This is a genomic window from Nitratidesulfovibrio liaohensis (assembly GCF_011682075.1).
GTDB classification, from domain to species: Bacteria; Desulfobacterota; Desulfovibrionia; order Desulfovibrionales; family Desulfovibrionaceae; genus Cupidesulfovibrio; species Cupidesulfovibrio liaohensis.
This window is the reverse complement of sequence record NZ_VSMK01000550.1, coordinates 15,386-41,126: the sequence shown is the minus strand read 5'-3', so window position 1 is coordinate 41,126 and position 25,741 is coordinate 15,386. Positions and strand designations below refer to the sequence as shown.

General features: G+C 53.3%; 24 protein-coding genes and 2 pseudogenes. 15 read left to right on the top strand and 11 right to left on the bottom strand.

All coding sequences use genetic code 11. The features are described from left to right. Nucleotides 1–162: 162 nt before the first annotated feature. Nucleotides 163–697, bottom strand: a pseudogene (locus FVW27_RS15810) (integrase core domain-containing protein); the annotation flags it as partial. Between the two features lie 298 nt (nucleotides 698–995). On the opposite strand from FVW27_RS15810, the gene FVW27_RS15805 reads away from it, so the two are divergent. Continuing rightward, entirely contained in the window at nucleotides 996–1,304 is a 309-nt protein-coding gene (locus FVW27_RS15805) for a hypothetical protein (RefSeq protein WP_167126947.1), read from the top strand. A 718-nt stretch (nucleotides 1,305–2,022) separates the two neighbouring features. Beyond that, on the top strand, nucleotides 2,023–4,188 hold the full coding sequence (locus FVW27_RS15800) for an AAA family ATPase (RefSeq protein WP_243838509.1): 2,166 nt from the start codon (nucleotides 2,023–2,025) through the stop codon (nucleotides 4,186–4,188). A gap of 296 nt (nucleotides 4,189–4,484) precedes the next feature. Here the strand turns inward: FVW27_RS15800 and FVW27_RS15795 are convergent, their stop codons facing one another. From FVW27_RS15795 to FVW27_RS15765, 7 genes are all read right to left on the bottom strand, one after another. Further along, on the bottom strand, nucleotides 4,485–4,667 hold the full coding sequence (locus FVW27_RS15795) for a hypothetical protein (protein ID WP_167126944.1): 183 nt from the start codon (nucleotides 4,665–4,667) through the stop codon (nucleotides 4,485–4,487). Beyond that, nucleotides 4,660–4,830, bottom strand: a complete 171-nt coding sequence (locus tag FVW27_RS15790) for a hypothetical protein (RefSeq protein WP_167126941.1) — start codon at nucleotides 4,828–4,830, stop codon at nucleotides 4,660–4,662. The genes FVW27_RS15795 and FVW27_RS15790 overlap by 8 nt, the downstream gene beginning before the upstream one ends. Nucleotides 4,831–4,932: 102 nt before the next feature. Beyond that, a complete protein-coding gene (locus tag FVW27_RS15785) occupies nucleotides 4,933–6,528 on the bottom strand; it encodes a cobaltochelatase CobT-related protein (protein WP_167126939.1) in 1,596 nt (531 codons plus the stop codon). Between the two features lie 76 nt (nucleotides 6,529–6,604). Beyond that, entirely contained in the window at nucleotides 6,605–7,630 is a 1,026-nt protein-coding gene (locus FVW27_RS15780) for a DUF3150 domain-containing protein (protein WP_243838508.1), read from the bottom strand. 45 nt (nucleotides 7,631–7,675) lie between these two features. Beyond that, nucleotides 7,676–7,963 carry a hypothetical protein gene (locus FVW27_RS15775; RefSeq protein WP_167126936.1) on the bottom strand — a complete coding sequence of 96 codons (288 nt, stop codon included), beginning with the start codon at nucleotides 7,961–7,963 and terminating at the stop codon, nucleotides 7,676–7,678. A gap of 76 nt (nucleotides 7,964–8,039) precedes the next feature. After that, a complete protein-coding gene (locus tag FVW27_RS15770; protein WP_167126933.1) occupies nucleotides 8,040–8,336 on the bottom strand; it encodes a hypothetical protein in 297 nt (98 codons plus the stop codon). Between the two features lie 104 nt (nucleotides 8,337–8,440). After that, nucleotides 8,441–9,418 (bottom strand): AAA family ATPase, encoded by a 978-nt coding sequence (locus FVW27_RS15765; protein WP_167126930.1) that lies wholly within the window; start codon nucleotides 9,416–9,418, stop codon nucleotides 8,441–8,443. Nucleotides 9,419–9,494: 76 nt separating this feature from the next. On the opposite strand from FVW27_RS15765, the gene FVW27_RS15760 reads away from it, so the two are divergent. After that, a complete protein-coding gene (locus tag FVW27_RS15760; RefSeq protein ID WP_167126927.1) occupies nucleotides 9,495–9,734 on the top strand; it encodes a CopG family ribbon-helix-helix protein in 240 nt (79 codons plus the stop codon). Further along, on the top strand, nucleotides 9,724–10,005 hold the full coding sequence (locus FVW27_RS15755; RefSeq protein WP_167126924.1) for a type II toxin-antitoxin system RelE/ParE family toxin: 282 nt from the start codon (nucleotides 9,724–9,726) through the stop codon (nucleotides 10,003–10,005). The genes FVW27_RS15760 and FVW27_RS15755 overlap by 11 nt, the downstream gene beginning before the upstream one ends. A 3-nt stretch (nucleotides 10,006–10,008) precedes the next feature. Here the strand turns inward: FVW27_RS15755 and FVW27_RS15750 are convergent, their stop codons facing one another. From FVW27_RS15750 to FVW27_RS15740, 3 genes are all read right to left on the bottom strand, one after another. After that, a complete protein-coding gene (locus tag FVW27_RS15750; RefSeq protein WP_167126921.1) occupies nucleotides 10,009–10,368 on the bottom strand; it encodes a hypothetical protein in 360 nt (119 codons plus the stop codon). Between the two features lie 2 nt (nucleotides 10,369–10,370). Further along, nucleotides 10,371–11,627, bottom strand: a complete 1,257-nt coding sequence (locus FVW27_RS15745) for a hypothetical protein (protein ID WP_167126918.1) — start codon at nucleotides 11,625–11,627, stop codon at nucleotides 10,371–10,373. Between the two features lie 70 nt (nucleotides 11,628–11,697). Next, complete coding sequence (locus tag FVW27_RS15740; protein WP_167126915.1) at nucleotides 11,698–12,411, bottom strand: ERF family protein; 714 nt, start codon at nucleotides 12,409–12,411, stop codon at nucleotides 11,698–11,700. 276 nt (nucleotides 12,412–12,687) lie between these two features. Between FVW27_RS15740 and FVW27_RS15735 the strand changes: the two genes are divergently transcribed. From FVW27_RS15735 to FVW27_RS15685, 11 genes and pseudogenes are all read left to right on the top strand, one after another. Further along, complete coding sequence (locus FVW27_RS15735) at nucleotides 12,688–13,650, top strand: glycosyltransferase family 2 protein (protein ID WP_167126912.1); 963 nt, start codon at nucleotides 12,688–12,690, stop codon at nucleotides 13,648–13,650. Nucleotides 13,651–13,680: 30 nt separating this feature from the next. Beyond that, entirely contained in the window at nucleotides 13,681–14,553 is an 873-nt protein-coding gene (locus tag FVW27_RS15730) for a sugar nucleotide-binding protein (RefSeq protein WP_167126909.1), read from the top strand. Between the two features lie 13 nt (nucleotides 14,554–14,566). Next, on the top strand, nucleotides 14,567–15,634 hold the full coding sequence (locus tag FVW27_RS15725) for a polysaccharide biosynthesis protein (RefSeq protein ID WP_167126906.1): 1,068 nt from the start codon (nucleotides 14,567–14,569) through the stop codon (nucleotides 15,632–15,634). Further along, on the top strand, nucleotides 15,631–16,710 hold the full coding sequence (wecB, locus tag FVW27_RS15720; protein WP_167126903.1) for a non-hydrolyzing UDP-N-acetylglucosamine 2-epimerase: 1,080 nt from the start codon (nucleotides 15,631–15,633) through the stop codon (nucleotides 16,708–16,710). Before FVW27_RS15725 ends, wecB begins: the two co-directional genes overlap by 4 nt. Before the next feature lie 282 nt (nucleotides 16,711–16,992). Next, nucleotides 16,993–17,974, top strand: a pseudogene (locus FVW27_RS15715) (integrase core domain-containing protein). 217 nt (nucleotides 17,975–18,191) lie between these two features. After that, nucleotides 18,192–19,151, top strand: a complete 960-nt coding sequence (locus tag FVW27_RS15710; RefSeq protein ID WP_167126900.1) for an acyltransferase — start codon at nucleotides 18,192–18,194, stop codon at nucleotides 19,149–19,151. A 40-nt stretch (nucleotides 19,152–19,191) separates the two neighbouring features. Further along, nucleotides 19,192–20,429 (top strand): IS3 family transposase gene (locus FVW27_RS15705; RefSeq protein ID WP_167126897.1). Its coding sequence is split into 2 segments (ribosomal slippage): nucleotides 19,192–19,537 and nucleotides 19,537–20,429, totalling 1,239 coding nucleotides; the frame shifts between segments, so codons are not numbered across the junction. Between the two features lie 109 nt (nucleotides 20,430–20,538). Further along, the gene (locus FVW27_RS15700; protein ID WP_167126894.1) at nucleotides 20,539–22,800 is read left to right on the top strand and encodes a glycosyltransferase; all 2,262 of its coding nucleotides are present in this window, start codon (nucleotides 20,539–20,541) and stop codon (nucleotides 22,798–22,800) included. 14 nt (nucleotides 22,801–22,814) lie between these two features. Beyond that, entirely contained in the window at nucleotides 22,815–23,591 is a 777-nt protein-coding gene (locus FVW27_RS15695; RefSeq protein ID WP_167126891.1) for an ABC transporter permease, read from the top strand. Further along, nucleotides 23,591–24,928 carry an ABC transporter ATP-binding protein gene (locus FVW27_RS15690; protein WP_167126888.1) on the top strand — a complete coding sequence of 446 codons (1,338 nt, stop codon included), beginning with the start codon at nucleotides 23,591–23,593 and terminating at the stop codon, nucleotides 24,926–24,928. The genes FVW27_RS15695 and FVW27_RS15690 overlap by 1 nt, the downstream gene beginning before the upstream one ends. Beyond that, nucleotides 24,906–25,739: a methyltransferase domain-containing protein gene (locus FVW27_RS15685; RefSeq protein WP_167126884.1), complete on the top strand. Its 834-nt coding sequence runs from the start codon at nucleotides 24,906–24,908 to the stop codon at nucleotides 25,737–25,739. Before FVW27_RS15690 ends, FVW27_RS15685 begins: the two co-directional genes overlap by 23 nt. Nucleotides 25,740–25,741 lie beyond the last annotated feature (2 nt).

Here is a 25,741-nt window from a genome sequence, read left to right as displayed (position 1 = left end):
AAGAATAAAATTACAGATTACGCTATGACTCATAATTTGCCAATGCCTCCTACGAATGTGAAGAATTTACAAGGTCAGAAGTCAAAAAGCAGTGATGCGTAGCTGTGTGAACAAGAAGTGTACAGAGTGTACAGAGATAGTATTTACCTGACACTGCCGTGCCTAGCGGGGTGCTGATCGGGCTGCCTGCTGCCCTTCGTTGTCCTTTTCCGGCTGGCCCTTGGGAAGACCATCAAGGAAGGCTTTGTAGGGTGTCCGACCGTTCATATTCCTGCCTTGGTGCGCCTGCTCGTGATTGTAGTGGTGCAGGTAGGCGTCGAGGTCCTTCTGCATTTCATCCAGGGACTCGTGCCAGTTCCTGCGCCCCTGAATTCTGAATGCTCGTCGAACAATGTCCTGTGCAGCCGCTCCGCGAAGTAGTTCCTTCGCTGGCGTCTGATGCGGGTTGCCGGTGTTCGATGTCTTTCAGTTGCAAGAAAAATTCGTAGGGATGCCTGTCGGGGCGTCCGCAGAATTCCCGGCCATTATCCGAAAGCACCGTGACGACCGGCGTGTCGTGCTCCTCGAATAAGGGCAGCACGGACTCGTTGAGCGTGTGTACCGCCGTAACCGGCAGCTTGCTGGTGTACAGCCTGCCGAAGGCGTAGCGGCTGTGGCAGTCGATGGCCGATTGCAGATAGATTTTCCCCACGCCCTTCCGTGACCTTCTTCCAGTGGTCATGTCGGCCTCCTTGCTAGTGGTTGATGAAGCTTTATGGCCTCATCGCTGCTCTAGGTGGCGCGGCATGACCTCTTTTTTGGGATTGTGCACTGTTTGTTTGTGTAGCTTGTGCTGGCAGATAATTAACGTCTCGAGTTGTTAAAGAATAAATTTTAACTATTATTGCTATGTATTCCACTTATGTGGTGAATAAATTACTTAGATTAAAATTAGTACTTTAATTTTTTAATAAATTATAATTCACTTGCTTTCATTTTTACAGGAGGAGAGCAGGATGAGTGAGATTCTTAACTCTGTGCAGATGGGCTTGCCGTCAATTTTCCCGCGATCAAGCATTGGTGAACTTACGGAGGGCATTATCCATCCCAAAACCTTGGCCAACCTAGACAGTCTTGGCTTAGGCCCCAGCAAGCGTTGGCGCGTGGGACGAAGAGTCTTCTACGAGCGGGATTCGTTCATGGAATGGTTCGCTAGTCGGGTGAAGGTGCCTGAACCCAAAACCATCCGGGGCGGCGAATCTGCCTCCCAAAGCCGGAGCGCTGAGGTGCTTGGCTATCTTACTGATGGTTTTGGAGTAGGCTAAGCGTGCCCTGTGATTGGCCGCGTTGTTCCTAGTAATGCTTTGTGTAGCGCGGCCAATAGACATATCCCAATTCATTCAGGCGAACAGAGTCGATTTTTCGTAGGCCGGTTGACTGCGTTGTCCACCAATGCGGCAGACTTCTGGCTGCAAACAGTCAACTCATGAGAGGTACATATGCATACTACAGAAGATCCTTGCGTTCCCATGGTGTCGCAGGCCGATGTCAGTGCTCTTGCCGAGCGAATCAGGGAAGCTCTCCAAACCTCGCCAGAGGATCTTGCGCAGGTCGAAGCTATCCAGATATCGCTCGTTCCTGTCATCGCAACTCGCATGGATATCACGATTATCCCGAAGCGGTAATTAGCATGGGCTGGGGGGGATACCTCCCAGCCCATGCAAAGGAGTTTGTATGAAAGATTTGAGCATGAAAGATTCGAGCATTGAAAAAATGATCGAGACAGCGTGCAAAACGAGGCAACCGGTAACCAGTTCCTGCATGCTTGGGGAGCCAGCTTTACATGGTGAGTCTCCTGTCATTGACGTTACTCCCCCACAGGCCCCTTCGTTACCGCAGCCCAGTTCGCCCCATCGATGGCAACGGGAGGCCCCATGGGCGCGGTCCCGAACATCACCGGTCCCGCATCTGTCGTATAACAAGCCGAGTTATAAAACAAATACGGATCATGACTTTCCTGTAATATCACCCAAGGTTAAGCGGATGCTGGCCGGGATTGACGGCTCGAATCTGCCGTCTGTCCTCACGGCGGATTCAAATGCGGAAGTATTCAGCTCGCTGGTCGAGTGGGAATTTGCAAAGCTCGCCGCTGACCGTCGCGAGCGCCTGCTTACGGCGCTTGGCATTGACGTTGACAGGCATTTGTTGCTTCGCCGAGGCGGGAATCCCAAGAGTAACAAGGGGGATGAGAGCATCATTTCCCTGGCGTCTTCAAGCCTGAATAGAGGCCCACTCGAAGCGGCTCAGGTCGTGGGAGGGCTGCTCGGCTTGAAGCCGGAATACTGCTTCCGTACGTTTCCGGCTGGGAGCAATACCCCTCCCCCCCTGCCAACGCGCACCAGCATCATTGAGGAGTATATCCCGAAGCAACTCAACGTTCGAGGGCGCTCCTACCAACTCGAAGATGTGGACTATCTGCATGACTTCCGCGGGTTCAAAGAGCAGGCTGTTTGCCGCTATACCAACGGCAATGATGATTTTTTTGTGCTCGCGAGCCGAGTCGAGAGAGACGGCGAACCTGCACTGCGTATCGGCGCGGCTCCGGCCTCTGCCTGGCTGTATTCACGCACGAAGATGGCGAGATATCGGAAGGCTCCCGTGCTGCTCTGCCTTGATATGCGGGTGGCCATGCACTTCCGGGAGAAGGCACGGGAGGGTAGGCTGCTTGAGCGGGCAGGCATCATTGCCTCTGGATGCTTTGGGGGGGCAACCGCATTTGACGCCCTGCACTACAAAGACCTGGCCGGGCATCCTGTCGTGATTATCCCCGACTCCACTCGCGAGGGGGTGAAGGGGGCTGAAGATTGGGCGAAACGTTGCGTAAGGGAAGGCGCCGCGAACGTGAGAGTCTACCCGTGGCCCATCATTGCCCCCGGTGTACCGGCCATTGATGAATCTTGTCCCCCTGAATCGTGGGAAAAGGAGCTGTGGGGGAGGGCGGTGTACCTTGACCGCATTGAATTGCCCTCAAAGTTTGCTCGGGACGTGTGCCATGAGGCTATCCCGCTTGCGGACTATAGGTGCAGGATGAAGTCCATGGGCCTCGTCTCCGTGCCTGCGGAGGAGAGCAATGCTCGCGACTTCTCCATGGAGTTCACCAGATTTGACAACATTGTCGATGAAGGGCGCGGCGATGTACGCGCCTTGACCCTGGGTGTCCTGATCACGCATCGGTACACAACGCTGATTTGGGCACCCACTAATGTGGGCAAGAGTTTTGTCGCTATTCAGTTGTCACTTGCCTTGGCAACTGGGGGCACAGCTTTCGGGCTCCCCGCGATGTCTCCCCGCCGAGTTTGCTACCTGGATGGCGAGGCCGGAGAAGGAGACTTCAAGGCCCGTTGCGAGCAACTCCTTCAAGAGAATTCGGATGACCGAGAGAATGTGGGGCAGAATTTGCGCGTGTTGTCCCTGCCAGGCTCGAACATACTGGAAGAGGCAACAGGGCAGACAATAATCGAACAACTCCGTAACGTGAAGGCTGATGTGCTTGTCATCGACAACCTGCTGGCGTTGGCTCCGAGCGCGGCAAAGAGCAATGCCGATGGACTGTTCAAGTTCGTCCGTGAAGTGCAGCGAGCAGGTGTTGCTGTCGTCATTGTTCATCACTCCGGCAAGGATGGAACAAACTTCAAAGGCCCATCCGATCTCGCCAGTTTGTCCCAGAACGTCATTAGACTGGAGGGGCGCGACCAGTTGGCAAGCCAGGAAGGTCGAAGTGCTGAGGTGGACGAGGCTTGCCGAGCCAGTGGCCTTGTTGTCCGACTGTTCGTCGAGAAATGCAAAGCTTTGCCTCAGCTTGAACAGACAGCCTGCACCTACCACCTTCCGGTAGGTGGTGGGTGGCGTCATATCGAGGGCTTCCTCGCAGACGTCGGGCAATCGCCTATGTCTGAAGGGTTGAGCAGCGAGCCGATGGCAATGGAGTCTCCCGTTGTTCCCACCCGGGATGTTGACATGAGTTCCCTGTCGCCAGACGAGGAAAAGGTGTTCAATGAGTTGAAAAAGCAGAAGAGCCGTAGGTCTGAACTGGAAAAACGGACCAGCCTCAAAGCGGACAAGCTTGGGGGTATACTCCGAAAGCTCAAGAACCGAGGGCTTATCGTAAAGGAAGGCAACGGCAAGGCCACCTACTACCGTTGTGTGTAGTGCTGCTTGCAAGCGATTCCGTCTTGAACGGGTGCCTCAGCATACGGGGCACCCTTCCTTTTTCTGAAATGCCCGGCCATGCGCGGTGCTTTTACCGCGATGCGCCGGGGTTGTGCCGCGAAATGCACCGGTGATTCGGTGGTTATACACCGCAAATCGGTGAAAAATTGAGAGTTAAAAAGAAAAAAATAGTAATGCCAGCATGGTGGGCTAGTGCGTCCGGGGGGGGGAGTGCGCCTGTGACGCTCCCCCTACTCGGTTGTGGGGGGATGACAGTCTCCCCCCTCCTTCATGGACTACTCCTCTTGGGGACGGCCTTCAGGCAGCGCCAACGGTTCTTCCTCGCAATCGTTCGTTTTCGTGGTGCCTGTCTCCGACAATATGGCAGCAGCGAACACGCCAGCGACACCGGCTAGGCAGCCGCCAAGAAACACCCAGACCCTGTTCATTCCCTCGTCCTCGGGTTCGTGGTCAGTCATCGATGCTCTCCTTGACGATGTTAAGTACCGCGATGGCGATGGCGAGGATTGATCCCCAGTTCATATCTTTATCCTCCTTGGGATGCGGACCTTCGGACAGTCCGCAAAGAGGACGCATTCCGCAGGCGGCAGAAGGCACCTCTTCCACGGCCAGAACCGGCACAGGTACATCCAACGCATACGACCTCCTTGTCGGGGTGTTGAAAGAGAAAGGGGAGGCGTGGTGCCTCCCCGTTGTTCGTTGCCGGTGTTTTTCGTAGTTGCATCATGTCGCGCGCCTTCCGACCAGCGCGCCTTGGAGCAGGCCGAACATCGCCGGGGCAAGTTCGGCCATGGTGTTGATCGTCCTGTGCCGTCCCGGCAGGTGCTGCAGGATGTTCACCGCGCCGATGCCGATGGCGTAGACCTCGAACCCCAGCCGTTCCGCATGCCGGATGGCTTCTAGGGCGCATGTCGGCGTATCAGGATCGCCATCGGTCAGCAGCAGAATGAGCTTGCGGGCCTCACACAGGGGCAACATTTCCTGCATCACCCACCACAGGGACTCAGCCAGTGGGGTGGTTCCCACGGCTGCCACCTTCAGTCCCGGATGTACCCGCTGCCCGTGCCGCACCAGGCGGCCCACGGTTTTCTGTTCCGTTGACGCCGGATCATGGCTGGCCGGAAAAGCGGTGATGGCCACGTTGATGCCGATGGTCTCAAGGGCCGAAGCCACGGCATGGCAGGCCGTGCAGGCCAGCCTGATGTTCGGGGTCATGGACCCGGAGCAGTCGAGAAGCAGATGCACGGCGGTGTTGATGCCGACGCGTGTTCCCTTGCGCATGAAGACGCGGGCGTCATCCGTGGCGATGCGGTGGAGCCTGCGCGGGTCGAGTCTCCCGCTCCGTGCCCCGTGGGTCCGGCTGATGGTCGCAGCCTGCAACAGGCCATGAAGCCGCGTCCGCAGGGCCGTTGATGCCCGCCTGGCCTCGACGATGTCATCAGGGTGCAGGTCCGAACTGGCCTTGTGGGTGACGGTGGCTACGCTCACGGGCAACCCTTCCCGGGCAGGACCCTCATGTTTCAGGGCCTCACCAAGGATTGCGCCGAATTCCTGCGGAAGTTCGTCCTCCTGGGCATGCAGCAGGTTCCGTATCCGTTCCCACGGTGATGCCGTGGGCTGGTTGCCATTGCCAGACCCACCCTCCGGATCGCCACCAGTTTGATTGGCGTCCGGATTCCTACCTGACGCGGGTGGCGGCGTTTGCGTGGCCTTGCCCAGTTCTGCGACAATGGCCCGCGCATGGGAAATGGCCTCGACAGTAGATGCACACGAGGTGCGTACCGCCTCGACAACGCAGGCCATGCGGGTAAGCAGGCCCGGACAGAGTTTATCGAGATGTACCGCGATGGTGTCGCGGCGCTTTCCGATGGCCGGGACGTCCCATGCCCTGACCGTAAGCAGCAGCCAGTTCAGGAACATGGCTGCAGGATCGTCCGCAGTCTTGGTCGCCTTGCCGCCGAAGAAATGGCCGATGAGCCAGTCGAAGTTGCCCCGGCAGCCGGGAAAGGCTGCGACCAGCCGGTTCTCAACCCTCCAGTCCTCTAGGGAGTTCCACACATGGTGCTCAAGCGGGGTAAGGTTTGCGGCCTTCAATGCTGCGAAGTCGGTATCCCGCAGGTGGGCGGCCTCATGGTCGATGTAGCCACGGGCCAATGCGAGGAAGGTGTCGGGCACGTCCACCGGCAGTGCGGGGAGATGGATCGCGCTACCGTCCGTGTAGGCCTCCGTCCCCCCGATGGTCACCGTGACGCCGTATTTCCTGCCGAGTACGCTCGCCACCAGCGGCAGCGAGCGCATCACGGAGCGTGTGTCCAGCATGTTGTCCTCCCGCAGGGGCGGCCCGTAGTGGTGGGTCCGTTTGATAGTACCGCCAATGGATGGGGAAATGGAATCCCTACCACAAACCGCAGTTGGGCAGGACAGGTTGCAGGTCGGGCATGACCTCGCGGGGAATGGCGCCGAGCGCAAGCTCGTCCCCAAGGTCGGGCATGTCGTCCTCTCCACCTTCAGGTTCATCCTCGGACGTTACCTGTCCATTTCCCGTATCCCCATCCTGCCGCAGCAAGGCATCCAGCAGATCGGACGGGCGATGCCCCTCGATAATCTGTTGCCCGTGCTCCATGAGCGCGAACGGATCGCGCAGCAGGGCCACCAGCCCTTGCAGCATGAGCAGGTGCGCCCCCTGTATCTTGCCCCGCTTGGGCAGGTTGGCGAAGGCCGTACCGATGAGGTCCGCCACCGGGGCCACCCTCGGTTCCACGAAGGTCAGCCCGGCCAGCTTCTGGTGGATGGTCCGCAGGGGAGATAGCGCCTTGTGGGTCACTTCGCTGCGGCCCGCATAGCACTTGTGCCAGGCCTCGGTGGCGGCTTTGGCTACCTCGTCGAACAGGGTCCGGCCAAGCCCGCTCACCTCTTCAGCAAGCCCCTGGGCCACCGGCTCCACATCGTTCTGGGTGGGCGGCACGATGCGGTAGACCTGCCAACGGAAGCCCATGCGGCTGCGCACGTAGTCCGCGCTGACGGTGGAGTCGGCGATGATGCGCTCCCACTCGCCGTGCCGGGCTATCCAGTCCCGAACGGCGTCATCGTACCGGGTGAGGAAGGTATCCCTGGCCGCCAGGAATTCGGCCCGAATGCGGTCGAGTTCTTCCACAAGAATGGGGGCTTTTTCCTCCGGAATGCCCCAACCGCCAAGAAAGCGTACGCCGTGGCGATCGAGCAGGTTCACCGCTCGCGCCTTCAGCGTGCCGAAGATCTTCAGTTCCTCGGGGTCGCAGATGCGCTTGCTGCCGAGCGAGGCAAGTTCCTCCGGCGGCAGGTCCGCGCCGCCGAAGTCCGCCGGGGTCAGCTTGCGCCGGGCGGTCCAGATGTTCACGTCGAGGTTGATGGCCATGAGGCAGTTCAGGATGGTGTCCTTCATGTGCGTGCTCCATAAAAGCGGAACGCCCCTCGGGGGAGGGGCGTCCTAGATTCCGTTGTGGAAGTGGTAGTGGTCCTTTTCGATCTTTTCCACGGCCTGTCGCCACATTTCCTGCACCGGGTCTTCGTCGATGCACCGGCCCCACCCGATGGTGTGGACCGTGATCCGCGAGGGATGGGGTTCCTCGTCATCCCCGGTCCAAGTGCGGACCTTGAGGAGGTAGAGTTCCGCTTCCGCCTTCCAGTGGTGGCGGACGCCGTTGGTGTGGATATCCCGGACGAGGTGGATGCTGCGGGAGAAGGGGAAGATGCGCATGGCGGATGTCGCTTTCATGAGTGTGTGCTCCTCGTGGGTGCGGTGTAGGTCGGAGTCGTTCCAGAATGCGGAATCGTCGGGAGGGAAATCGCGGTTACGGGAGGGGGCCGTATGACGAGACGAGCCGGTAGCCTTCCTTGAGCTTGCCGAAGACGCGTGACCGCGCTTCGCGGATGGGGTTGCCTCGGTTGCACCGGGTGATGGCTAATGCAAGCCGTTGCCCCTGCGTGTTGCGCTTGCCCCAACTGAGGTCGATGCCGTGCTCCTGGATGGTGCAGGACCAGAACTTGCCGCCGGAAGGCGTGTCCTTTTCGAGGCGCAGCCAGGGAGGCGAAGGGAGGGAGGCGAAGAAGGCGGGATCAAGAGACTGACGGGCGAGCAAGGAATCCATGAACTGGAGCACCAGGCCGGTATTGCAGGGAATTCGGGGAGACGCGGCATCTTTGCCGAGGGTGTCCGGATCGGACGTGTTCGGCGCGGTAGCGGCGTCCCCGTTCACTCCCCCGTGGGGAACATGCGCTGGGCGATCTCATGGAGAAGCGTTCGGGTTTCCCGCGTGGCCTTGAAGCCGAGCGTCCGGTCGAGGGCGTAGGCCACGGGCTGGATGCCCTGCCGGGCCAGTGGCTGGAACCGCTGGGTCAGGTCGGCCCAGCGGATCAGGGTGCGGGTGGAGAAGGTCACCTCGATGGAAGCGCCATGCGCCGTGCCCGATTCGCCCATGAACAGACGCCGGACCTCGTTGGCGTAGTCGATCATGGTGCGCCGCAGGGGTGCAGGGAGTTGCGGCGCGATGCGTTCCAGCAACCGTTCTTCCGCTGCGGGTTCGGGGTAGCCCATCTCGCACAGCCAGAACCGGTCGAGGAAGGCAAGGTTCTGGCGCAGGGTGCCCTGGTAGAGGCCCGTTTCGTCGGAACCGCCGTTGGTGTTGGCCGTGGCCGCGAACCGGAACATGGGATGCGGCGTGATCAGTTCGCCGCCGTTCTCCGGGATGCACAGGGGCTGGCCGTCGAGGATGCCGTTGAGCCCCGTGGCCGTAGCGGGTTCCAGTAAATCCAGCTCGTTGAGGAGCAGGATTCCTCCATGCTTCATGGCCAGCGCCAGCGGTCCGTACCGGAACTCCATGGAGCCCTGATGCACGGACAGGTGGCCCATCAGGTCGGGGAACTCCAGCCTGCCGTGTCCGGTGACCTCGAAGACCGGGTAGTTGAGCCGGGCGGCCAGTTGCCGGATGGCGCTGGACTTTCCGCTGCCGGTGGGGCCGAACACGTAGAGCGGATCGGATGCGGTCATCAGCCAGACCACGATGTCGCGCGTGGTCTCGTGGAAGATGTAGTCAGGGTCGGTCTTGGGGGTATACGTCGAGGGCTGGCGGTAGCCCTTGATCATGCGGCCCGACGGGGTGCCGCTGAACACGGCGCCAGCGTCGAGATCGACGGGCTGCAACACGTGCAGGCCCGAATCGGTATGGGGCATGGGGTGCTCCTTATGGAAGAGGGGTTTTGACACGCTTGTGTGCAATGCGTACATTGTCTGCGTAAGGAGGTGCGACATGGCGACGGTGACCACGAGACTCGACCCCGAAACGCACGACAAACTCGAAGCGTTGGCCAAGGCCATGGACCGTTCACGATCCTGGTTGGTGGCAGATGCCGTGCGTCGGTACATTGAGGAAGAGAATTGGCAGATTGCCGCCATTGCGGAGGGCGTCCGTCTGGCGGATGCAGGCGACTTCGCTTCCGATGAGGAAGTCAGGCAGGCATTTGGCGAGTGGGGTGTGAATGTCGACTAGGCAGGTACGCTGGCTGCGCAAGAGCTTGCGTGACCTGAAAGACATTGCAACCTTCATTGCGAAGGATGATCCGGAGACCGCGCGGAACGTCGCCTCACGCATCTGGGAGGCTGCTCGTTCCTTGGCTGTGGCTCCAGAGCGTGGGCGGGTTGGTCGGTTGTTTGGCACGCGCGAATTGGTTCTGCCCGGTCTGCCCTACTTTCTCGCCTATCGTGTCCGCGATGGCGAGGTGCAGATATTGCGCGTTATTCACCAGCGACGGCAGTGGTAGCCCCTAGCCGAAGTCGATGGTTCGGAACAGCCGCGCGTCGAAGGGGTTGTCCCACCAGCCGCCGAGAATCTCGGCATCGTCAATGTCCTCACCGATGCGCAGGAAGAGGTAGTCGTCAACGTCAAGTTCATCCATGATGTCGGTGATGAACCGCACTTCCTCGAAATCTGCGTACCATTTGACGCCTTCCCAGTAGTACAGCACGCCCTTGGAGTCCGGCGCGTCCTGCCTGAGGCCGTTTTGCAGGAACAGTTCGATATCGCCGGGGTTCGTGGCATGCTGCCGTGCCTCGTGCATCGCGGCATCGAGCCGTGCCCGCCCATTGTCGGACAGGCACAGGGCGACTTCGCTGTAGTATCCCATGGTCATTCTCCTTTTCCGTTGATGGGGCTGATAAACAGCCGTTCATAAGGCTGGCCGGTCTTGCGAGCCCGGTCCAGGATGTCCGTTGCCGTTTGGGGATCACCGGTCAGGGCCTGCAGTTCCTCCTGCAGGGCCGCCTGGTCGATGGTCTGTCTGCCGGGCATGGATGCCACCCGAAAGCGGTGCCTGCCCGCGGTTATCCAATCCCGGGCCATGCTGTCGCTTACCGCCGCGATGCGCTGGAAGGCGGTGCGGATGCGCCCTTCAATCGCTGCGATATCGCCCTCGATGGCGAGTTTGCGCTCCTTCAGGCTGGCGAGATGGTCGAGGTCCGCCGCATGGGCGGGGCCAAGGTCCACGGGCATGCCGTCAACCCGCATGGGTCGGAACTTGGGACAGGTGGCGTTGGCGTCGCACCAGTCGCACAGGGGGTGAAACCCTTGGCAGTACGGGAGGTCGTCAAGCGTCAACTGCCCTGCCTTGACGGCGTTGACGGCTTGCCAGAGGTCGGCGGCAGTGTTGCAGCAGATGCCGAGCATGGTCCGGTTGGGCGTGTACGGTCCGAAGGCCTTGGCGTCGGCCATGGAAATGGAGAGCACCCAGCCTTCAATGGTCACGCCTTCCGGAGTGTCCGGCAAGTCGATGCCGAAGAGCAGCCGGGCCGCCTCCGGGAAGGTCTTGCGGGTGAAGACCGGCTGGCCGTCCTCGTCCCGAAGCGAACAGCACGGGCGATGCCAGGTGCTCTCCAGCAAGCCGATCTGCCCGTAGAGTTGCACCTCGTTGGAGGTGTAGAGGGTTTCGGGCAGGTGTTCGTTGCTTTTCAGCTCCAGCACCCGGATGACGGGTGTCGGGGCTTCGTGGACGAGGGTGATGTCGAGGTGGGCCTTGATGGGCACGCCGTGGAAGGAAGCGCTGATTTCCAGTTGCGGGATGAGGCGGTGGCCGCTTCTGGTGAGGGCGTCGGTGATCCCGGCTTCCTGCCAGTGGCCTCGGTGCAGGGGGAGATGCCGCTTCAGGATGGAACCGACATGCTGAGGCGGGATGGTGTGGGGCTGGGTGCCGGGTGATATCAACTTGCGGGCAACCGCCGAGCGCAGGCATTCCGCTGCGGCGCCGATGTCGGACATGCCGACGTAGGTGCTTCGGTCGCCCAGTTGGGACTGCGTGGTGTGGACTTCGTGCGCGAGCAGGGATTCGGCGAGGAGGGAGAGAGGATCCGGCAGTGCCGGAGACATGGTGGATTGCGGGGGCTTTGTCATGGGGGGCTCCATCGAGTGGACGAGGCTCCCCCATGGCGGGGGAATCTCCGCCCTTGGCGTGGTGGGTGGGTCAGGCGGTCTCGGCGTACCGCCACCAGACTTTGCGCTCGGCGTTCCATTTGAACCCGGCAGCCGAGAGCAGTTGCTTGCGGGCAGACGTGTTGCCCGACGCCAGAATGCAAAGACGGCCATCCTGGGCGGTGGCCGTCGTGTAGCTGACTCCATCCAGCCGTGGCAGTGACGCCAGGGCTGGATGTGCTGTTTCTGCGGGCTTGGGCTGAGGTGGAGGGGCGGCGGGCGTGGCTTGTCGGGCTGAGACGACTGAAGGCTGCTGAGACCGTGGCTGGCGAGGCGTTCTCTGCCGTGCGGGCCTGTCACGGGATGCAGCCTCCCCGTCATCATCTTCTTCCGTCACCATGCCGAGCATGGCCGAAAGCGCATACCGACGGGCATAGGTCATGGCGCTGCCGTATCCCTGCGGGTCGGCCTTGGGCAGGGGCATGACCAGCAGCGACGACTGCCACTGGCCGGATTCCGCGTGCGTGAGTTTGGTGACGAGGCCGAGGTGCCCAGCCTCTGCCGGGACCGGGTACTGGGTCACCCAGATGCCGTTGGTCAGTAGCGCGTCGCGGCAGGAATCCATGACGGAGTTGAGTGTGGCGTAACGCGATTTGGCGAACGGATTCTCACGGTCCTTAATGGCCGGTTGCAGGGTGTGCTGAACGGCGATGAGGGCCTTGGCGAGGTCGATGACCTCTGGGGAGGTGTACTGAAGGCTGTCCATGGCTACTCCTTGGAAAGAGAAAAGCCCTGACAAACGCGGAATCAGGGCTAGTGGCGGGAATAATTCCCTAGGTTCATTACTGTAATATATATCTGAAAAAATGATGAATGATGCTCCTCACGACAATGGCGCTTTGAAAATCCAGAAATTCATCCTGACCTATAGGAATTCGGATTCCTACCACTGACTTACTTGACACTTGCCTCATAAAGAGCTTTTTATGCAACATAAATGTTCTGAGCGTACCCCGTTTTAAGTCGACAAGGAGTCGTTTGTGTGAAAATTGGCGTTGTTATCCTCAACTACAATGGATGGCAGGATACGATCGCCTGCGTCGAGTCTGTGTTGGCTAGTAGAACATCTCCTGCCTGGATTATCATCGTTGATAATGGATCCACCAATGACTCTGCGCGCTGGTTACGCCATTGGGCCATAGGCAATATGGAATTTGCTCTTTCCGAATTGGGAGTTTTCTCACCCTGTGTCAAGCCTGTGGCATTGCACGATGTAGATGAAACGGAATCGTTTGATATTCCCCTGGGCAGTGTTGTGCTGCTGCGCCTGAAGCAGAATAACGGCTATGCTTCCGGCAATAATGCTGGGATACGTTTGTTGAAGCAAGCGGGTGCAGATGCTGTCTGGATTTTGAATAACGATACCGTGGTGGATCAAAATGCGCTGGGGGCCATGAGCAACAGGCTTTTTTCCAAACCCCGCCCAGGCCTTTGTGGGGCATTGGTCAGCTACCTTGAAAGTGATGCCATTGTGCAATGTCGGGGAGGTGGATTCACCAACAAGTGGACGGGGTTGTCAGTGTTGGACGGGAACAAGGAAAACCTCACTACTGCACTTTTGGCGGATCCGGATGCTGTCGAAAAACGCATCAATTTTATCTACGGTGCCAGTGTCATGGTAAGCAGGGCTTTTATTGAAAACGTTGGCCTTATGGATGAAAGGTATTTCTTGTACTGCGAAGAGCAGGACTGGGCATACAGTGCTGCCGGGAAGTTCGACCTTGCTTACGCTCCTGATGCCCTAGTGTACCACAAGGAAGGCGCAAGTACGGGCTTTTCGTACAAAAAATTAAATGTCCGTCTTTTATGGCATCTCACCCGTAGCCGATTGCTGCTCACTTGGAAGCATACTCCTGAGGCTTTACCCACAGTTTGCCTGAGCATTGCTTATGCCGCCTTGCGCATGGCGTGGCGTAGAATTGTGGGCGCAAGGTCTGTCGCATAAAATTTAAATCAGTAAATTCAGGATCAAGCCGTGAAAATATGCATATTGGGCGCGTCCGGAATGCTGGGCCACATGTTATTTTATGAGCTGCAAAGAATGGGCTTTGATGTATACGGGACCGTTCGTAGTTCTTCATCAATGATTCCCCCTCTGCAACGTATAGTTGCCGGGGTTGATGCCACAGACTTTTCGAGTGTTTTACAGGCATTGGACGCACTTTCTCCTGACGTGGTCATCAATGCCATTGGGCTTATACGGCATCTTCCGGAAGGTCGCGATCCTTTGTGCTGCATCAAAATTAATGCAGAATTTCCCCACAAGCTTTTGGAGGCATGCCGCAAAAGGAATATGCGTTGCATACATTATAGTACGGATTGTGTTTTTGATGGTAAGCTTGGACGGCCTTACACGGAGCAGGATCGCCCTACTGCTTCTGACATTTATGGTTTGACCAAGTTTTTAGGTGAAATTGCAGGCGAGGGCGCGCTGACCATCCGCACATCCATCATCGGCCCAGAACTGCGTGGCAGACATTCGCTTGTGGAATGGTTTCTGGCACAGCAAGGTAGCGTCAAGGGATATACAAAGGCCATTTATACAGGTCTTCCGACCAACGAACATGCTACCATTTTGGCAAAGCATATACTTTCCAATCCCGGCATTCATGGGCTGTATCAGGTTTCGGGAGAACCTATTTCAAAATACGATCTTTTGCACCTGATTGCCGCAGTTTATAGAAAAAAAATTGATATAATTCAAGACGATACCGTCGTCGAAGACAAACGTCTTTCTGGAGCAGCATTCCATACCATCACTGGCTACCAAGCCCCATCGTGGGAAGAGATGATACCTGCCATGCGCGAAGCGCATTTGTATGTATCTACTCAAAATTTAAAAGCATAATTAGGAGTCAAAAATGCAAAATGTGTTTAAGGACAAGTCAATCTTTATCACTGGTGGAACAGGTTCATTGGGCAAAACTCTCACACGTCAGTTGCTGTCAGGAACCTATGGATTGCCCCGAAAAATAATTGTTTTTTCGCGTGATGAAGCCAAACAGCACTTTATGCGCGTGGCCTATTCCACGGTGAAGAATCCTACTGATGAAATTATTTATGATAACTTTCGTCGCTTGCTGACGTTCCGCATCGGTGATGTGCGAAACTATGCTTCCCTTTGCGGGGCTTTGCATGATGTAGACATTATCATTAACGCGGCTGCGTTGAAGCAAGTACCTTCTTGCGAATACTTTGTTAATGAAGCCTGCCAGACAAACATCACGGGCGCTGCCAATATTGTGCGTGCCATTGAAGAAAATCGTCTGCCCGTTGAGACGGTGGTGGGCGTGACCACGGATAAGGCCTGCTTGCCCGTCAATGCCATGGGCATGACCAAAGCCTTGCAGGAACGCATGTTCATTGCGGGCAATATTTCTTGCCCGGATACGCGTTTCATCTGCGCCCGTTACGGAAATGTGCTGGCCTCGCGTGGTTCTGTGATTCCCTTGTTTTACGAGCAGATAGCATCAGGCGGCCCTGTTACCATTACTACCACGGACATGACCCGCTTCCTCCTGCCCTTGTCCTATGCAGTAACAACCATCGCCACCGCCGTTAAAAATGCCTATCCTGGTGAAACATATATACCAAAAATTCCTGCGGCACTCATTACCGACGTTGCCAAAGCCATTATCGGTGACAGAGCCATTGACATGAAAGTTATTGGCATTCGTCCCGGCGAGAAGATTCATGAGCTGATGATTTCCTACGAAGAGGGTGTACGTGCCTATGATCGTGGGGATTTCTATGCCATTGCCCCCATGCTGCCCGAGATACAACGCAAGGAAGAAACCGCGCCACGCGGCAAGTCATACGGCTCCAATGACAGTGTCATGACCTACGCAGAGACGGAAGAGCTGCTACGCAAGTATAATTTGCTCTACTCAGAAGGGCGCACTGAAGTTGATGAGGAATTGCTGGCATGAAGATAGTGACTGTTCTGGGCACTCGTCCGGAAATCATACGCCTGTCGCGTGTCATTGCACTGCTTGATGAACTTTGTGAACACGTATTGGTGTTCACCGGGCAGAACTATGACGCCAATCTTTCAACACTGTTTTTTGATCAGTTGAAAGTGCGCAAGCCAGATTATTGGTTTGACACCAAGGCAGACAGCACATGGGCGCAGATTGGCAACATTCTTGCTCAAACCGACGCCATACTCGCCAAGGAATGTCCAGATCGCTTTCTGGTGCTTGGCGACACCAACTCGGCCTTGACTGCCCAATGCGCCAAGCGTCGCGGTATCCCTGTGTATCACATGGAAGCTGGCAATCGCTGCTATGACGATCGCGTACCTGAAGAAGTCAACCGTCGTGTGATTGACCACTCCTCGGATATTCTGCTGCCCTACACAAACCGCAGCCGAGATCATCTGTTGCGTGAAGGCTTCCACCCCAATCGTGTGTATGTGACAGGCAACCCCATCAGGGAAGTGATGGAGCATTACGCGCCACAGATTGATGCCAGTGATGTGCTTTCACGTCTTGGCGTTACCTCTCAAGGGTATTTTCTGGTGACACTGCACCGGGCGGAAAACGTGGACATGGCCGAACGCCTTCACTCATTCATGGACGCCTTTGGTGCCATGAGCGAACGCTATGGCATTCCAACACTGCTTTCACTCCATCCTCGAACGCGGTCACGCCTTGCGGATGGCAATTATAAGGTCAGTGAGGCGGTGCGCTTCATCGATCCGCCGGGCTTCTTCGACTTTGTGCACCTTGAAAAACATGCGAAAGCCCTGCTTTCAGACAGTGGCACGGTGCAGGAAGAAGGCTGCATCATGCGACGTCCCACTGTAACCTTGCGCGATGTAACCGAAAGACCAGAAACCTTGGAGTGTGGCTCAAACATACTCAGCGGTTGCGGTCGTGAGGAAATCCTGCGCTGCCTTGCCTTGGTGCTTGGCCGTGAAGGGGAATGGAGCGTGCCTGCCGAATACGACGAAACGCAGGTCAGTAAGGTTGTGGGGAACTTGTTGTTGGGGTATCGGCGTTGAGCACATTTATGTGATGTATAGTGTGTCAATGCTACCCCGTTGCTTATCCGGTAGCGAATTGCAAGTCATAGAAATAGACAGTTGTTTTGCCACGCTAAGGCGAGTTGCGCCAAAGAGTCCACAGAAAAGCTAGTTATTTTAATTAAGGCCGATGGCCTACTGAGTGTGCTGAGCTAGTTATTACCTGACAGTTGGCCCTTCAAAAGGAAGTGGTCATGCCGTTCCCGACTGGGGTAGCGATGAGGTTGCGAAACTTCATCAACCACCAGCAAGGAGTCCGACATGACCACAGGCAAGAAGGTAGCACGAAGGAAGTTGAGCCTGCTAGAGCTTGCAAGCGAACTCGACAACGTGAGCAAGGCGTGCCGCATCATGGGATATTCGCGGCAGCAGTTTTATGAAATCCGTTGCAATTACCATACGTTTGGCGCAGAAGGGCCTGTGGACCGCCTGCCGGGGCCACGAGAACCGCACCCGAACCGGGTGGACGAGGCGACGTCGGAAAGGATTCTGGCGTACAGCCTTGAATTCCCGACGCATGGCCCTGTCCGCGTGGCCAACAGTTGGTTTTGCAAGGTGTTCAGGTCAGTTCCGGGGGCGTGCGGGGCGTCTGGAGCCGCAACGGGATGCTGACCCGACATGAACGGCTACTGCGCCTGGAGCGGCATGTGCGAGATACCGGAATCGCCCGGAATGACGACCAGGTTCGCACCTTGGAGCGATTCAGCCCGGAATTCCGGGAGCGCCATATCGAAACCCGGTGCAGCGGCGATCTGGTGGCCGTGGATACGTTTTTCGTAGGCACGCTGAAGGGCGTGGGGAAAATCTAGTTACGGCGGTACACATGCTCAACGAGTCTGTGCTGCCCTTTTTCGAGGAGCACGACACGCCGGTCGGCACAGTGCTTTCGGATAATGGCCGGGAATTCTGCAGGCGTCCTGACAGGCACCCCTACGAGCTATTCCTGCAACTGGAAAATATCGAGCATCGGACAACCCGCGTCAGACGTCCGCAAAGCAACGGCTTTGTGGAGCGGCTGCACAGGACATTGCTCGACGAGCATTTCAGGATTCAGGGGCGCAGAAACTGGTACGAGTCCTTGGACGAAATGCAGGCAGACCTGAACGCTTATCTGCACCACTACAACCACGAGCGTGCGCACCAAGGCAGAAACATGAACGGTCGGACACCCTATCAAGCCTTCCTTGATAGCCGTCCCGAAGGGCAGCCGAAAGAAGATAACGAAGGACACTACGCAGCCTGATCAGCGCCCCAGCCGGGTACGGCAAGTGTCAGCTGAATACTATCTCTGTACATACTGAGATTACTTGGAGCGTTTAATTTGTAGCGCTCCAAGTAATCTCAAGTTCACTGTAAATGAGCGTGAAGCTAAAGTTGTGGTTACCTCTAATTGCCATTGAAACAGTTGTATATATTTTAATATGTCAATGTTTACTTTGGCTTGCATCAGGAGCAACGTTATGCAACGAATAGAATTTTTAGATGACGTGAAAGCTTTAGCTACAGTGATGGTCGTATTTCTACATAGTTATTCAGTTTTATGTTATCAACAATTAAGCATTACAACTTTTGATTGGTCTGTTGCTGTTTTTTACGACTCTATGGTTCGTCCTGCAGTCCCACTTTTTTTGATGGCAAGTGGCGCAGTAATGCTTGCGAAGGACTATTCGCTCAAAACTTTTTTTATCGATAAAGTACTATTACGACTTTTTGTTCCGTATTGCTTTTATGCTTATTTTTATTGGAATGCCAACGCTTCATTGTCGAATCCGATGTCAATATGCTATCACTTTGCATTTGTTGGTATTATAATCACAATATATTTGCTGTATCCATTATTTAGGCAATGTGTTGTTGCAATGGAACAATCACCATCGTTGCTGGTTTATTTTATCTGCCTTTGGTTTCTATGTGTCCTTCTGAGTAATTTTTTTCCTCAAGTTACAATTTTTAGCAATAATCCCTACTTCTTGTATATGGGATACCCTGTTGCAGGGTATTTTTTGAGAAAAAATACCATCACAGCAACATTTCCTGTAAAGAATCTTTTTGTGGCATACGTATGTGTTGTTGTTTTTACATATGCAATGACAATATACCTTTCGCTAAAAAAACAAGTGTTCGATGAAACTTATTTTTCATATCTTCATTTTAACGTAGTTGTGATGAGTATATTAGCATTTGTAATGCTAAAACACTTTCAGGTTTTTTCTGTTTTAAATTCACAAAGTGCTCATAGAATGAAAATGTTCTTAAGTCAGCATAGTTATGGGATATTTTTCATCCACCCTTTATTTTTAGAGCAATTGTACGGGCTGCATGGTTCACTCAATACTCTTGTTTCTGGGGTTGCGATTTGCTTTTCAGCCTTGTGTGCCAGCGCAGTGTGCATATATATTCCTGGAGTAGCCCCCATTTGAACCGGACACCCCGCCAACGATAGGAGATAGGTCTAGCCCTATGTCCAAGCCTAGTGCTAACGGGGGAGCAGTGGTGGAAGTGTTGACCACAGCCCAGCGTCGACGTTGGACGGTGGCGGAGAAGGTTCAACTGGTCCAGGAGTCGTTGCAACCGGGGATGAACGTTTCGTACGTCGCCCGCAGAAACGGCCTCTCTCCCAGCCAGTTGTTTCGCTGGAGGAAGCTCATGAGCGACGGAGGCAAGACCGCTGTCCAAGCGGATGACCAGGTCGTCGGCGCCGGGGAAGTTCGGGCGCTCAAGAAGCGTATACGCGATCTGGAGCGGATGCTGGGCAAGAAGACCATGGAGGTCGAAATCCTTCAGGAGGCGTTGGAGATTGCGCGCGAAAAAAAACTGATCTCGCGCACTCCGTTGCCCTGGGAGGACGGTTCCCGATGAAGCGTGTCGCCGAGGCGCTGACGGTCTCGCGCTCCAGACTAGCCGAACGGGTGAAAGAGGCCGCTCGGGGACGTCCACCCCACTACTCCAAGGCTGAGGACGAGGTGCTGTTGCCCCTGATTCGCGACATCATCGACCATCGGCTGACCTACGGCTACCGCCGGGTCTGCGCGATGCTGAATCGTCGCTTGGTCCTAGATGGTCATGCGCGCGTCAACCACAAGCGCGTGTATCGGATCATGCGCCTTCATGGCCTGCTTTTGGCCAGGCACAAGGGCTACCGGCCAGACCGCAGTCACGACGGCAAGGTCATCACCCTCAAAAGTAATCTTCGCTGGTGTTCAGATGGGTTTGAAATTCATTGCGACAGTGGCGAGGTGGTGAGGGTAGTCTTCGCCCTTGATTGCTGCGACCGCGAGGCCATGGGGGCAATTGCGACCACGGCGGGCATCAGCGGCCAGATGGTGCAGGACTTGATGCTGGAGTGCGTGGAGAAGCGGTTTGGGGCCGTGAAGGCCCCACAGCCCGTCGAATGGCTCTCGGACAACGGTTCCTGCTACACGGCCAGGGAAACAGTGGCGTTTGCGACACTGCTAGGCCTGCTTCCGCGCTTCACGCCGGTGCGCAGTCCGGAAAGCAACGGCATGGCCGAAGCCTTTGTGAACACCTTCAAGCGGGATTACGTGCATATACACGCCCGCCCTGATGCGGCAACGGTTCTGGCCCAGCTTCCCGGCTGGTTCGAGGACTACAACGAGAGGCACCCTCACAAGGGCTTGCGGATGAAATCCCCCAGAGAATTTATCCGCGCATCAGCAACCGCAGGGTGTCCGGTTTAGCAGGGGCAACTCCAATTCCACTTAAAGTCACTGCCCGCCTTCCAAAAGTTAACAAGATTCTTTCGGCGCTGCTCGGATAACTATATTACAAACTATAGGTGCATGTAAGATGAAATTTACAATTATTACTCCGACTTATAATAGAGCATCACTTTTGCCAGAAACGATTGAATCCGTATTAGCACAAACATTCACGGATTTTGAATATTTCATCATTGATGATGGTTCAACCGATGCCACTTCTCAGGTGATTAAGCCTTATTTATCGGATAGTAGAGTAAGATATTACTATCATGAGAACAGAGGTGAGGCTGAAACCGCGAATAGAGGATGGGAACTTGCTCAGGGCGAATATTTTACTCAGATAAATTCTGATGACCCAGTATATCCAAATTTTCTGGAAACAATGTTAAAAGTTCTTGACGATAACCCCAGTAAAATTCTTGCCTATCCAGACTTTGATTTTATTAATGAAAATGGAGAGATCACGCAAACTACAAAGGGACGTGCATGGGATTTTTTGCGAAATCTATCCGAATTTAGCTGTGAAGCTGCGTGTCCTGGGACAGTATTACGGCGATCCGCACTTTCGCATCTAAAAAACATTAAGAGAAAGGGGTATAAGCATATAAACGATGTGGAAATGTACTGGAACCTTGCGTTGCAAGGAGATTTCCTGCATGTGCCACAAGTGCTTGCCACATGGCGCATGCATCCTGGGCAAATCTCGGCAGCGAGACATCTTGCTATTCCAGAGTGTGAAGATTGGTTCCAAAAGTATTTTTCACAGTCCACGCTTGCTCCCGAAGTGGCAGCGGTCAAGTCAAAAGTCAGAAAGCGGTTAAATGCATATTATAATGAACTTTTGGACAATTCAAATTTATCACTCTCAGATAAAAAAAAATTAAAAATTAAACTTTCAGACAGAAAAATAATAAAGGATGAGAAGCTAACCTGTATGCAGTTAGGTGATACTGACTTAACAGGTAATAAATTCAATGGTCATGATTTGAGCATTTATTTGAATGAAAATGGTATAAAGACTAGTCACTTTGTAGCAAACAAGCAATCGTCAAGCAATATAACATATCAATTTGATAATACATCTAGCAACTCTTTGCTTAAAAGTGTTTTTTTTACAAAGCAATTTGCTGAATCAGACATTTTACATTTGCACCTTATTCATAATACAAAGTTTGATATTCAACATTTACCATTCTTATCAAAATACAAGCCCGTAGTATGGACACTTCATGACCCATGGAGCTTGGGAGGTCGCTGCATTTATCACCATGACTGCATAAAATGGAAAAGTCATTGCGGTACCTGTAGATACCTTGATGTTCCTTTTTCCATCAACGAAGACTCAACCGCTTTCGAGTTTGCTATAAAAAAGACGGCGCTTTCAAACGCAAACATCAGAGCAATTGTGGCTTCAAAGTGGATGCAGGCCAAGGTGGAAGAATCTCCCATTTGGCGTGGCAAAGAAGTCTCTTTGATTCCATTTGGTATTGACCAGGGTATTTTTAAGCCTTGTGAAAAAAATATAGCTTGTGATGAATTGAAAATTTCGCCTTCGGCCTTCGTCATCTTTGCGCGCACCCAGCGTCATTTTAAGGGGCTTCATATATTGCAGAACGCGTTGAATCGATTACAGCTAAGCGGCGAAGTGGTGTTGCTGACTGTAGGAGAAAATGGCCTGCTTCACGACTTGCCGAGTCATTTTATACATAAAGAGTTTGGTTGGTTGCAGGATGATGGCTTGCTGGCAAAGCTTTATCAGGCATCGGATATCTTTCTTATGCCCTCTGAACAAGAAGCTTTTGGATTGATGGCTATTGAAGCCATGAGTTGTGGGAAAATGGTTTTGGCACTTGGTGGCACGTCACTGCATGATGTTATAAATGCTCCGTTTTGCGGCATAACAACCACAGAAGAAAAGTATGCTGATGAACTGCAAAGGATTTGTAGCAACAAGGATGAGCTGCGTGAAAGAAGTATGCGTTCTTTAGAGTTTGCGACAAAGGAATACAATAAAGATATATATATCAAGCGAATTATAGGTGTTTACGAGGAGGTGATTGCTCAGTTCGAACAATCTGAAGAAAAAATGCATCTAATGGATCAGATTTATCAATTCGGATCAGATGCGAGGGTACAGCCCGAAGTTTTAAATGCTGCAAGTGTAAATTGCCGTTGCACAAAGAAAAGCAGAATAGAAAATGTATATGCAAAGCTCAAAACTTATTATGATGCAGATGGGGTTAAAGGGGTGCTAGATAAGTCCATTGATTCTGCTCATAAAATTGTAGCGCACTACAAGTCTCATGGGGTTAGGCAAACAATAAAAAAAATAATCACGAAATTTTGAGAAACAATAAACACATGTTAAACAAAAAAACATTGAAAGTCATTCTCCGCCAAGCTTTGATGGACTTGAAAAAAAGAACTCTTGGCACGCTCCTTGGTGGCATATGGGCGATTCTGTCGCCCCTTACTACGATTGCACTCATTTATTTCGTTTTTGCCTTTGGCTTGAAAACAGGCATGATGGGAAATGTTTCATTCCTCAATTGGTTTGTCCCTGCCATGCTGGCATGGTTTTTTATCAGCGAAGCAATCAGCCTTGGATGTAATTCAATTTTGGAAAGCAGCTACCTTGTTACCAAGGTCGTTTTCCCTGTATGGACCTTGCCCATTGCCAAGGTATTTTCGGCCTTGCCTGTGCATTTGTTGCTTATGTGTTTTTTTCTGGTCACGCTGCTTGTGGGTGGCGAGGGAGATCCTAGGACTTGGTTGCAACTTGTGTATTATTTGTTTTGTGCTTGTATCTTATGCACTTCAATAGCCCTTCTCACTGCTACATTGATGGTATTTGTGCGGGATGTCATGAATATAGTTGGTGTAATTTTACAACTGTTGTTCTGGGCCACTCCCATATTTTGGAATCCTGCCTTGATTGCCGAGACCAAGTTTCGCTGGCTGCTTTTGAGTCCATTCAACTATATATTGCAAGGATATCGTGATTCGTTGTTTGGCGGTATATTCTTTTGGGAGCGCCCGCTCGAAACTTCTATTTTTTGGCTCTTTGCCATGCTAATGAGTAGAGTTAGTGTTTTGCTGTACAAGAGAACAAGACCACATTTTGCGGATGTGCTGTAATGAGTGAAACTATCATTTCTGTCCAACACCTGACAAAAAGTTATCGTCTATACACAAATCCGTCTGACCGGCTCAAAGAGGCCATTTGGCCTTTCAGGTCCAGACACACCCTCTTTCACGCTCTGGCAGATGTTTCTTTCAGCGTACGCAAGGGGGAGCACTTGGGCATTATTGGCGTCAACGGTGCCGGAAAATCAACTCTATTGCAGATTCTTACAGGTGTACTGTCTCCTTCTAGTGGCTCTGTTTCGGTAACAGGTCGTGTTGCAGCTCTGTTGGAATTGAGTGCAGGCTTTAACCCTGAAATGTCAGGTCGGGAAAATGTCCGCTTTCTCACATCGCTTCTGGGCTTTGATGACGCACGCAACGAACAGATAGTGCGTGATATTGAGGCCTTTGCTGAAATCGGAGACTTTATAAATCAGCCAGTGAAGACTTACTCCAGTGGTATGTTCGCACGCCTTGCATTTGGGATGAATGTCTCGCATACACCGGATATTCTGATCGTAGACGAAGCATTGGCAGTTGGTGATGTTTTTTTTCAACAAAAATGCTTGCGGAAGATGCATGGATACAGGGAGCAGGGAACTGTACTTTTTGTGAGTCACGACACCGCATCGGTCATGCAGCTATGCACCAATGTTCTTTGGTTGGAGCATGGGCGTGTAAAAGAGTTTGGCCCGGCAAGAGAAGTTTGCGAACACTATATGGCTTCAAGCTACTCGTCAAATTTTGCTGATGAAAATGCAATCCGCGAAGAAGTAGCCAAGGAAGTCCAAGCTGATGCATTTCAGGAAGTACAGGGAGAGACTGATGCAGGGATACGTGCAAAAGAACACATTCATGAAGTCTCTCTTTTAACGGAGTCTGATTTCTCTGATAAAGATAACTTCGGCGATGGCGACGCAGAAATCATGCGCTGTATTGTTGAAAATACGACAAAAGATACTGTTATATTCACATGTGGTGATGTATGTCGATTGACCATAGTGTTTAGGACACGCAAACAGTTGAGCAATGTTATAACTGGATTTATTCTAAAAGACAGAATGGGAAATAGTATTTTTGGTACTAATTCGTACCGGACTGTAAAAAGCTGGGCGTGTGACGCAAATAAAATATACGCAGCAGTTATGGAGTTTTCATTTCCAGATCTGCTAACGTCGGAATATGTCGTCACTTTAGCCATTGCTGAAGGTACGTTAAAGATGCATCGGCAACTACATTGGATTCATGACGCATTTGTTTTGAATTTTGTTTCATCTGAAAATGATGGAACCATTGTGGCTGCAAAGTGTACTCGGAGTTTATTATATGGAGGCAGTTGTGTTAAATAAAAAGATTAAATGGTATTCTGTTGATTCTTTTTGGGGCGAAGTTGCAGCACATATTGAGCATACGGATGTTGTTCTTGATGTTGGATGTGGTATTGTGCCAATGAATTATTTTCGGCCAGCACTGCACATTATGCTTGAGCCATATAAAGAATATTCAGATATTTTGCTTGAGCGCCATAAAGACGATAAAAGCATTCTTGTTTTATGCGGAAAAGCACAAGAGACGCTGAAATGCTTTAGTGATAATTCTGTGGATACGGTATTTCTTCTTGATGTTATTGAACACTTTGAAAAGCATGACGGTTTTGATGTATTGCGCCACTTGGAGCGTATTGCTCGAAAACAAGTCATTGTCTTTACGCCACTAGGATTTATGCCCCAGCATGCAGAAGCGGGAGAAACAGACGGATGGGGGCTTAGTGGTGTGTCATATCAGGATCACCTTTCGGGATGGCTTCCTGAAGATTTTGGTGAGACATGGGATTTTCATATTTGCGAGGATTTCCATAGTTATGATTTTCGTCAGCGAAAACTGGATCAACCATACGGAGCCATGTTTGCCATTAAAACGTTCACACACAAGTTACAGCCAAAAGCTGAAAATATTATCAATATTCGACGCCCTCTTCCTTCAGAAATTGAACTCGACCGTGTGACTTCTGTATTAAACATTACCCAAGCCGAGCTTGCCGCCACCCAAGCCGAGCTTGCCACTACACAGGCAGCTTTTGCTGATGCACAGCTGGTGCTCAATAAGCCTATTATTCGGGTGCAACGCAAGCTCTGGCGGCTCGTGAAGTTTTGGAAATAATC

What these genes read in the sequence shown, in the direction of transcription:
- FVW27_RS15805 (WP_167126947.1), top strand. Translation starts at nt 996, where the DNA reads ATGAGTGAGATTCTTAACTCTGTGCAGATGGGCTTGCCGTCAATTTTC.
- FVW27_RS15800 (WP_243838509.1), top strand. Translation starts at nt 2,023, where the DNA reads ATGCTGGCCGGGATTGACGGCTCGAATCTGCCGTCTGTCCTCACGGCG.
- FVW27_RS15795 (WP_167126944.1), bottom strand. Translation starts at nt 4,667, where the DNA reads ATGACTGACCACGAACCCGAGGACGAGGGAATGAACAGGGTCTGGGTG.
- FVW27_RS15785 (WP_167126939.1), bottom strand. Translation starts at nt 6,528, where the DNA reads ATGCTGGACACACGCTCCGTGATGCGCTCGCTGCCGCTGGTGGCGAGC.
- FVW27_RS15780 (WP_243838508.1), bottom strand. Translation starts at nt 7,630, where the DNA reads ATGAAGGACACCATCCTGAACTGCCTCATGGCCATCAACCTCGACGTG.
- FVW27_RS15775 (WP_167126936.1), bottom strand. Translation starts at nt 7,963, where the DNA reads ATGAAAGCGACATCCGCCATGCGCATCTTCCCCTTCTCCCGCAGCATC.
- FVW27_RS15770 (WP_167126933.1), bottom strand. Translation starts at nt 8,336, where the DNA reads ATGGATTCCTTGCTCGCCCGTCAGTCTCTTGATCCCGCCTTCTTCGCC.
- FVW27_RS15765 (WP_167126930.1), bottom strand. Translation starts at nt 9,418, where the DNA reads ATGCCCCATACCGATTCGGGCCTGCACGTGTTGCAGCCCGTCGATCTC.
- FVW27_RS15760 (WP_167126927.1), top strand. Translation starts at nt 9,495, where the DNA reads ATGGCGACGGTGACCACGAGACTCGACCCCGAAACGCACGACAAACTC.
- FVW27_RS15755 (WP_167126924.1), top strand. Translation starts at nt 9,724, where the DNA reads ATGTCGACTAGGCAGGTACGCTGGCTGCGCAAGAGCTTGCGTGACCTG.
- FVW27_RS15750 (WP_167126921.1), bottom strand. Translation starts at nt 10,368, where the DNA reads ATGGGATACTACAGCGAAGTCGCCCTGTGCCTGTCCGACAATGGGCGG.
- FVW27_RS15745 (WP_167126918.1), bottom strand. Translation starts at nt 11,627, where the DNA reads ATGACAAAGCCCCCGCAATCCACCATGTCTCCGGCACTGCCGGATCCT.
- FVW27_RS15740 (WP_167126915.1), bottom strand. Translation starts at nt 12,411, where the DNA reads ATGGACAGCCTTCAGTACACCTCCCCAGAGGTCATCGACCTCGCCAAG.
- FVW27_RS15725 (WP_167126906.1), top strand. Translation starts at nt 14,567, where the DNA reads ATGCAAAATGTGTTTAAGGACAAGTCAATCTTTATCACTGGTGGAACA.
- wecB (WP_167126903.1), top strand. Translation starts at nt 15,631, where the DNA reads ATGAAGATAGTGACTGTTCTGGGCACTCGTCCGGAAATCATACGCCTG.
- FVW27_RS15710 (WP_167126900.1), top strand. Translation starts at nt 18,192, where the DNA reads ATGCAACGAATAGAATTTTTAGATGACGTGAAAGCTTTAGCTACAGTG.
- FVW27_RS15700 (WP_167126894.1), top strand. Translation starts at nt 20,539, where the DNA reads ATGAAATTTACAATTATTACTCCGACTTATAATAGAGCATCACTTTTG.
- FVW27_RS15695 (WP_167126891.1), top strand. Translation starts at nt 22,815, where the DNA reads ATGTTAAACAAAAAAACATTGAAAGTCATTCTCCGCCAAGCTTTGATG.
- FVW27_RS15690 (WP_167126888.1), top strand. Translation starts at nt 23,591, where the DNA reads ATGAGTGAAACTATCATTTCTGTCCAACACCTGACAAAAAGTTATCGT.
- FVW27_RS15685 (WP_167126884.1), top strand. Translation starts at nt 24,906, where the DNA reads ATGGAGGCAGTTGTGTTAAATAAAAAGATTAAATGGTATTCTGTTGAT.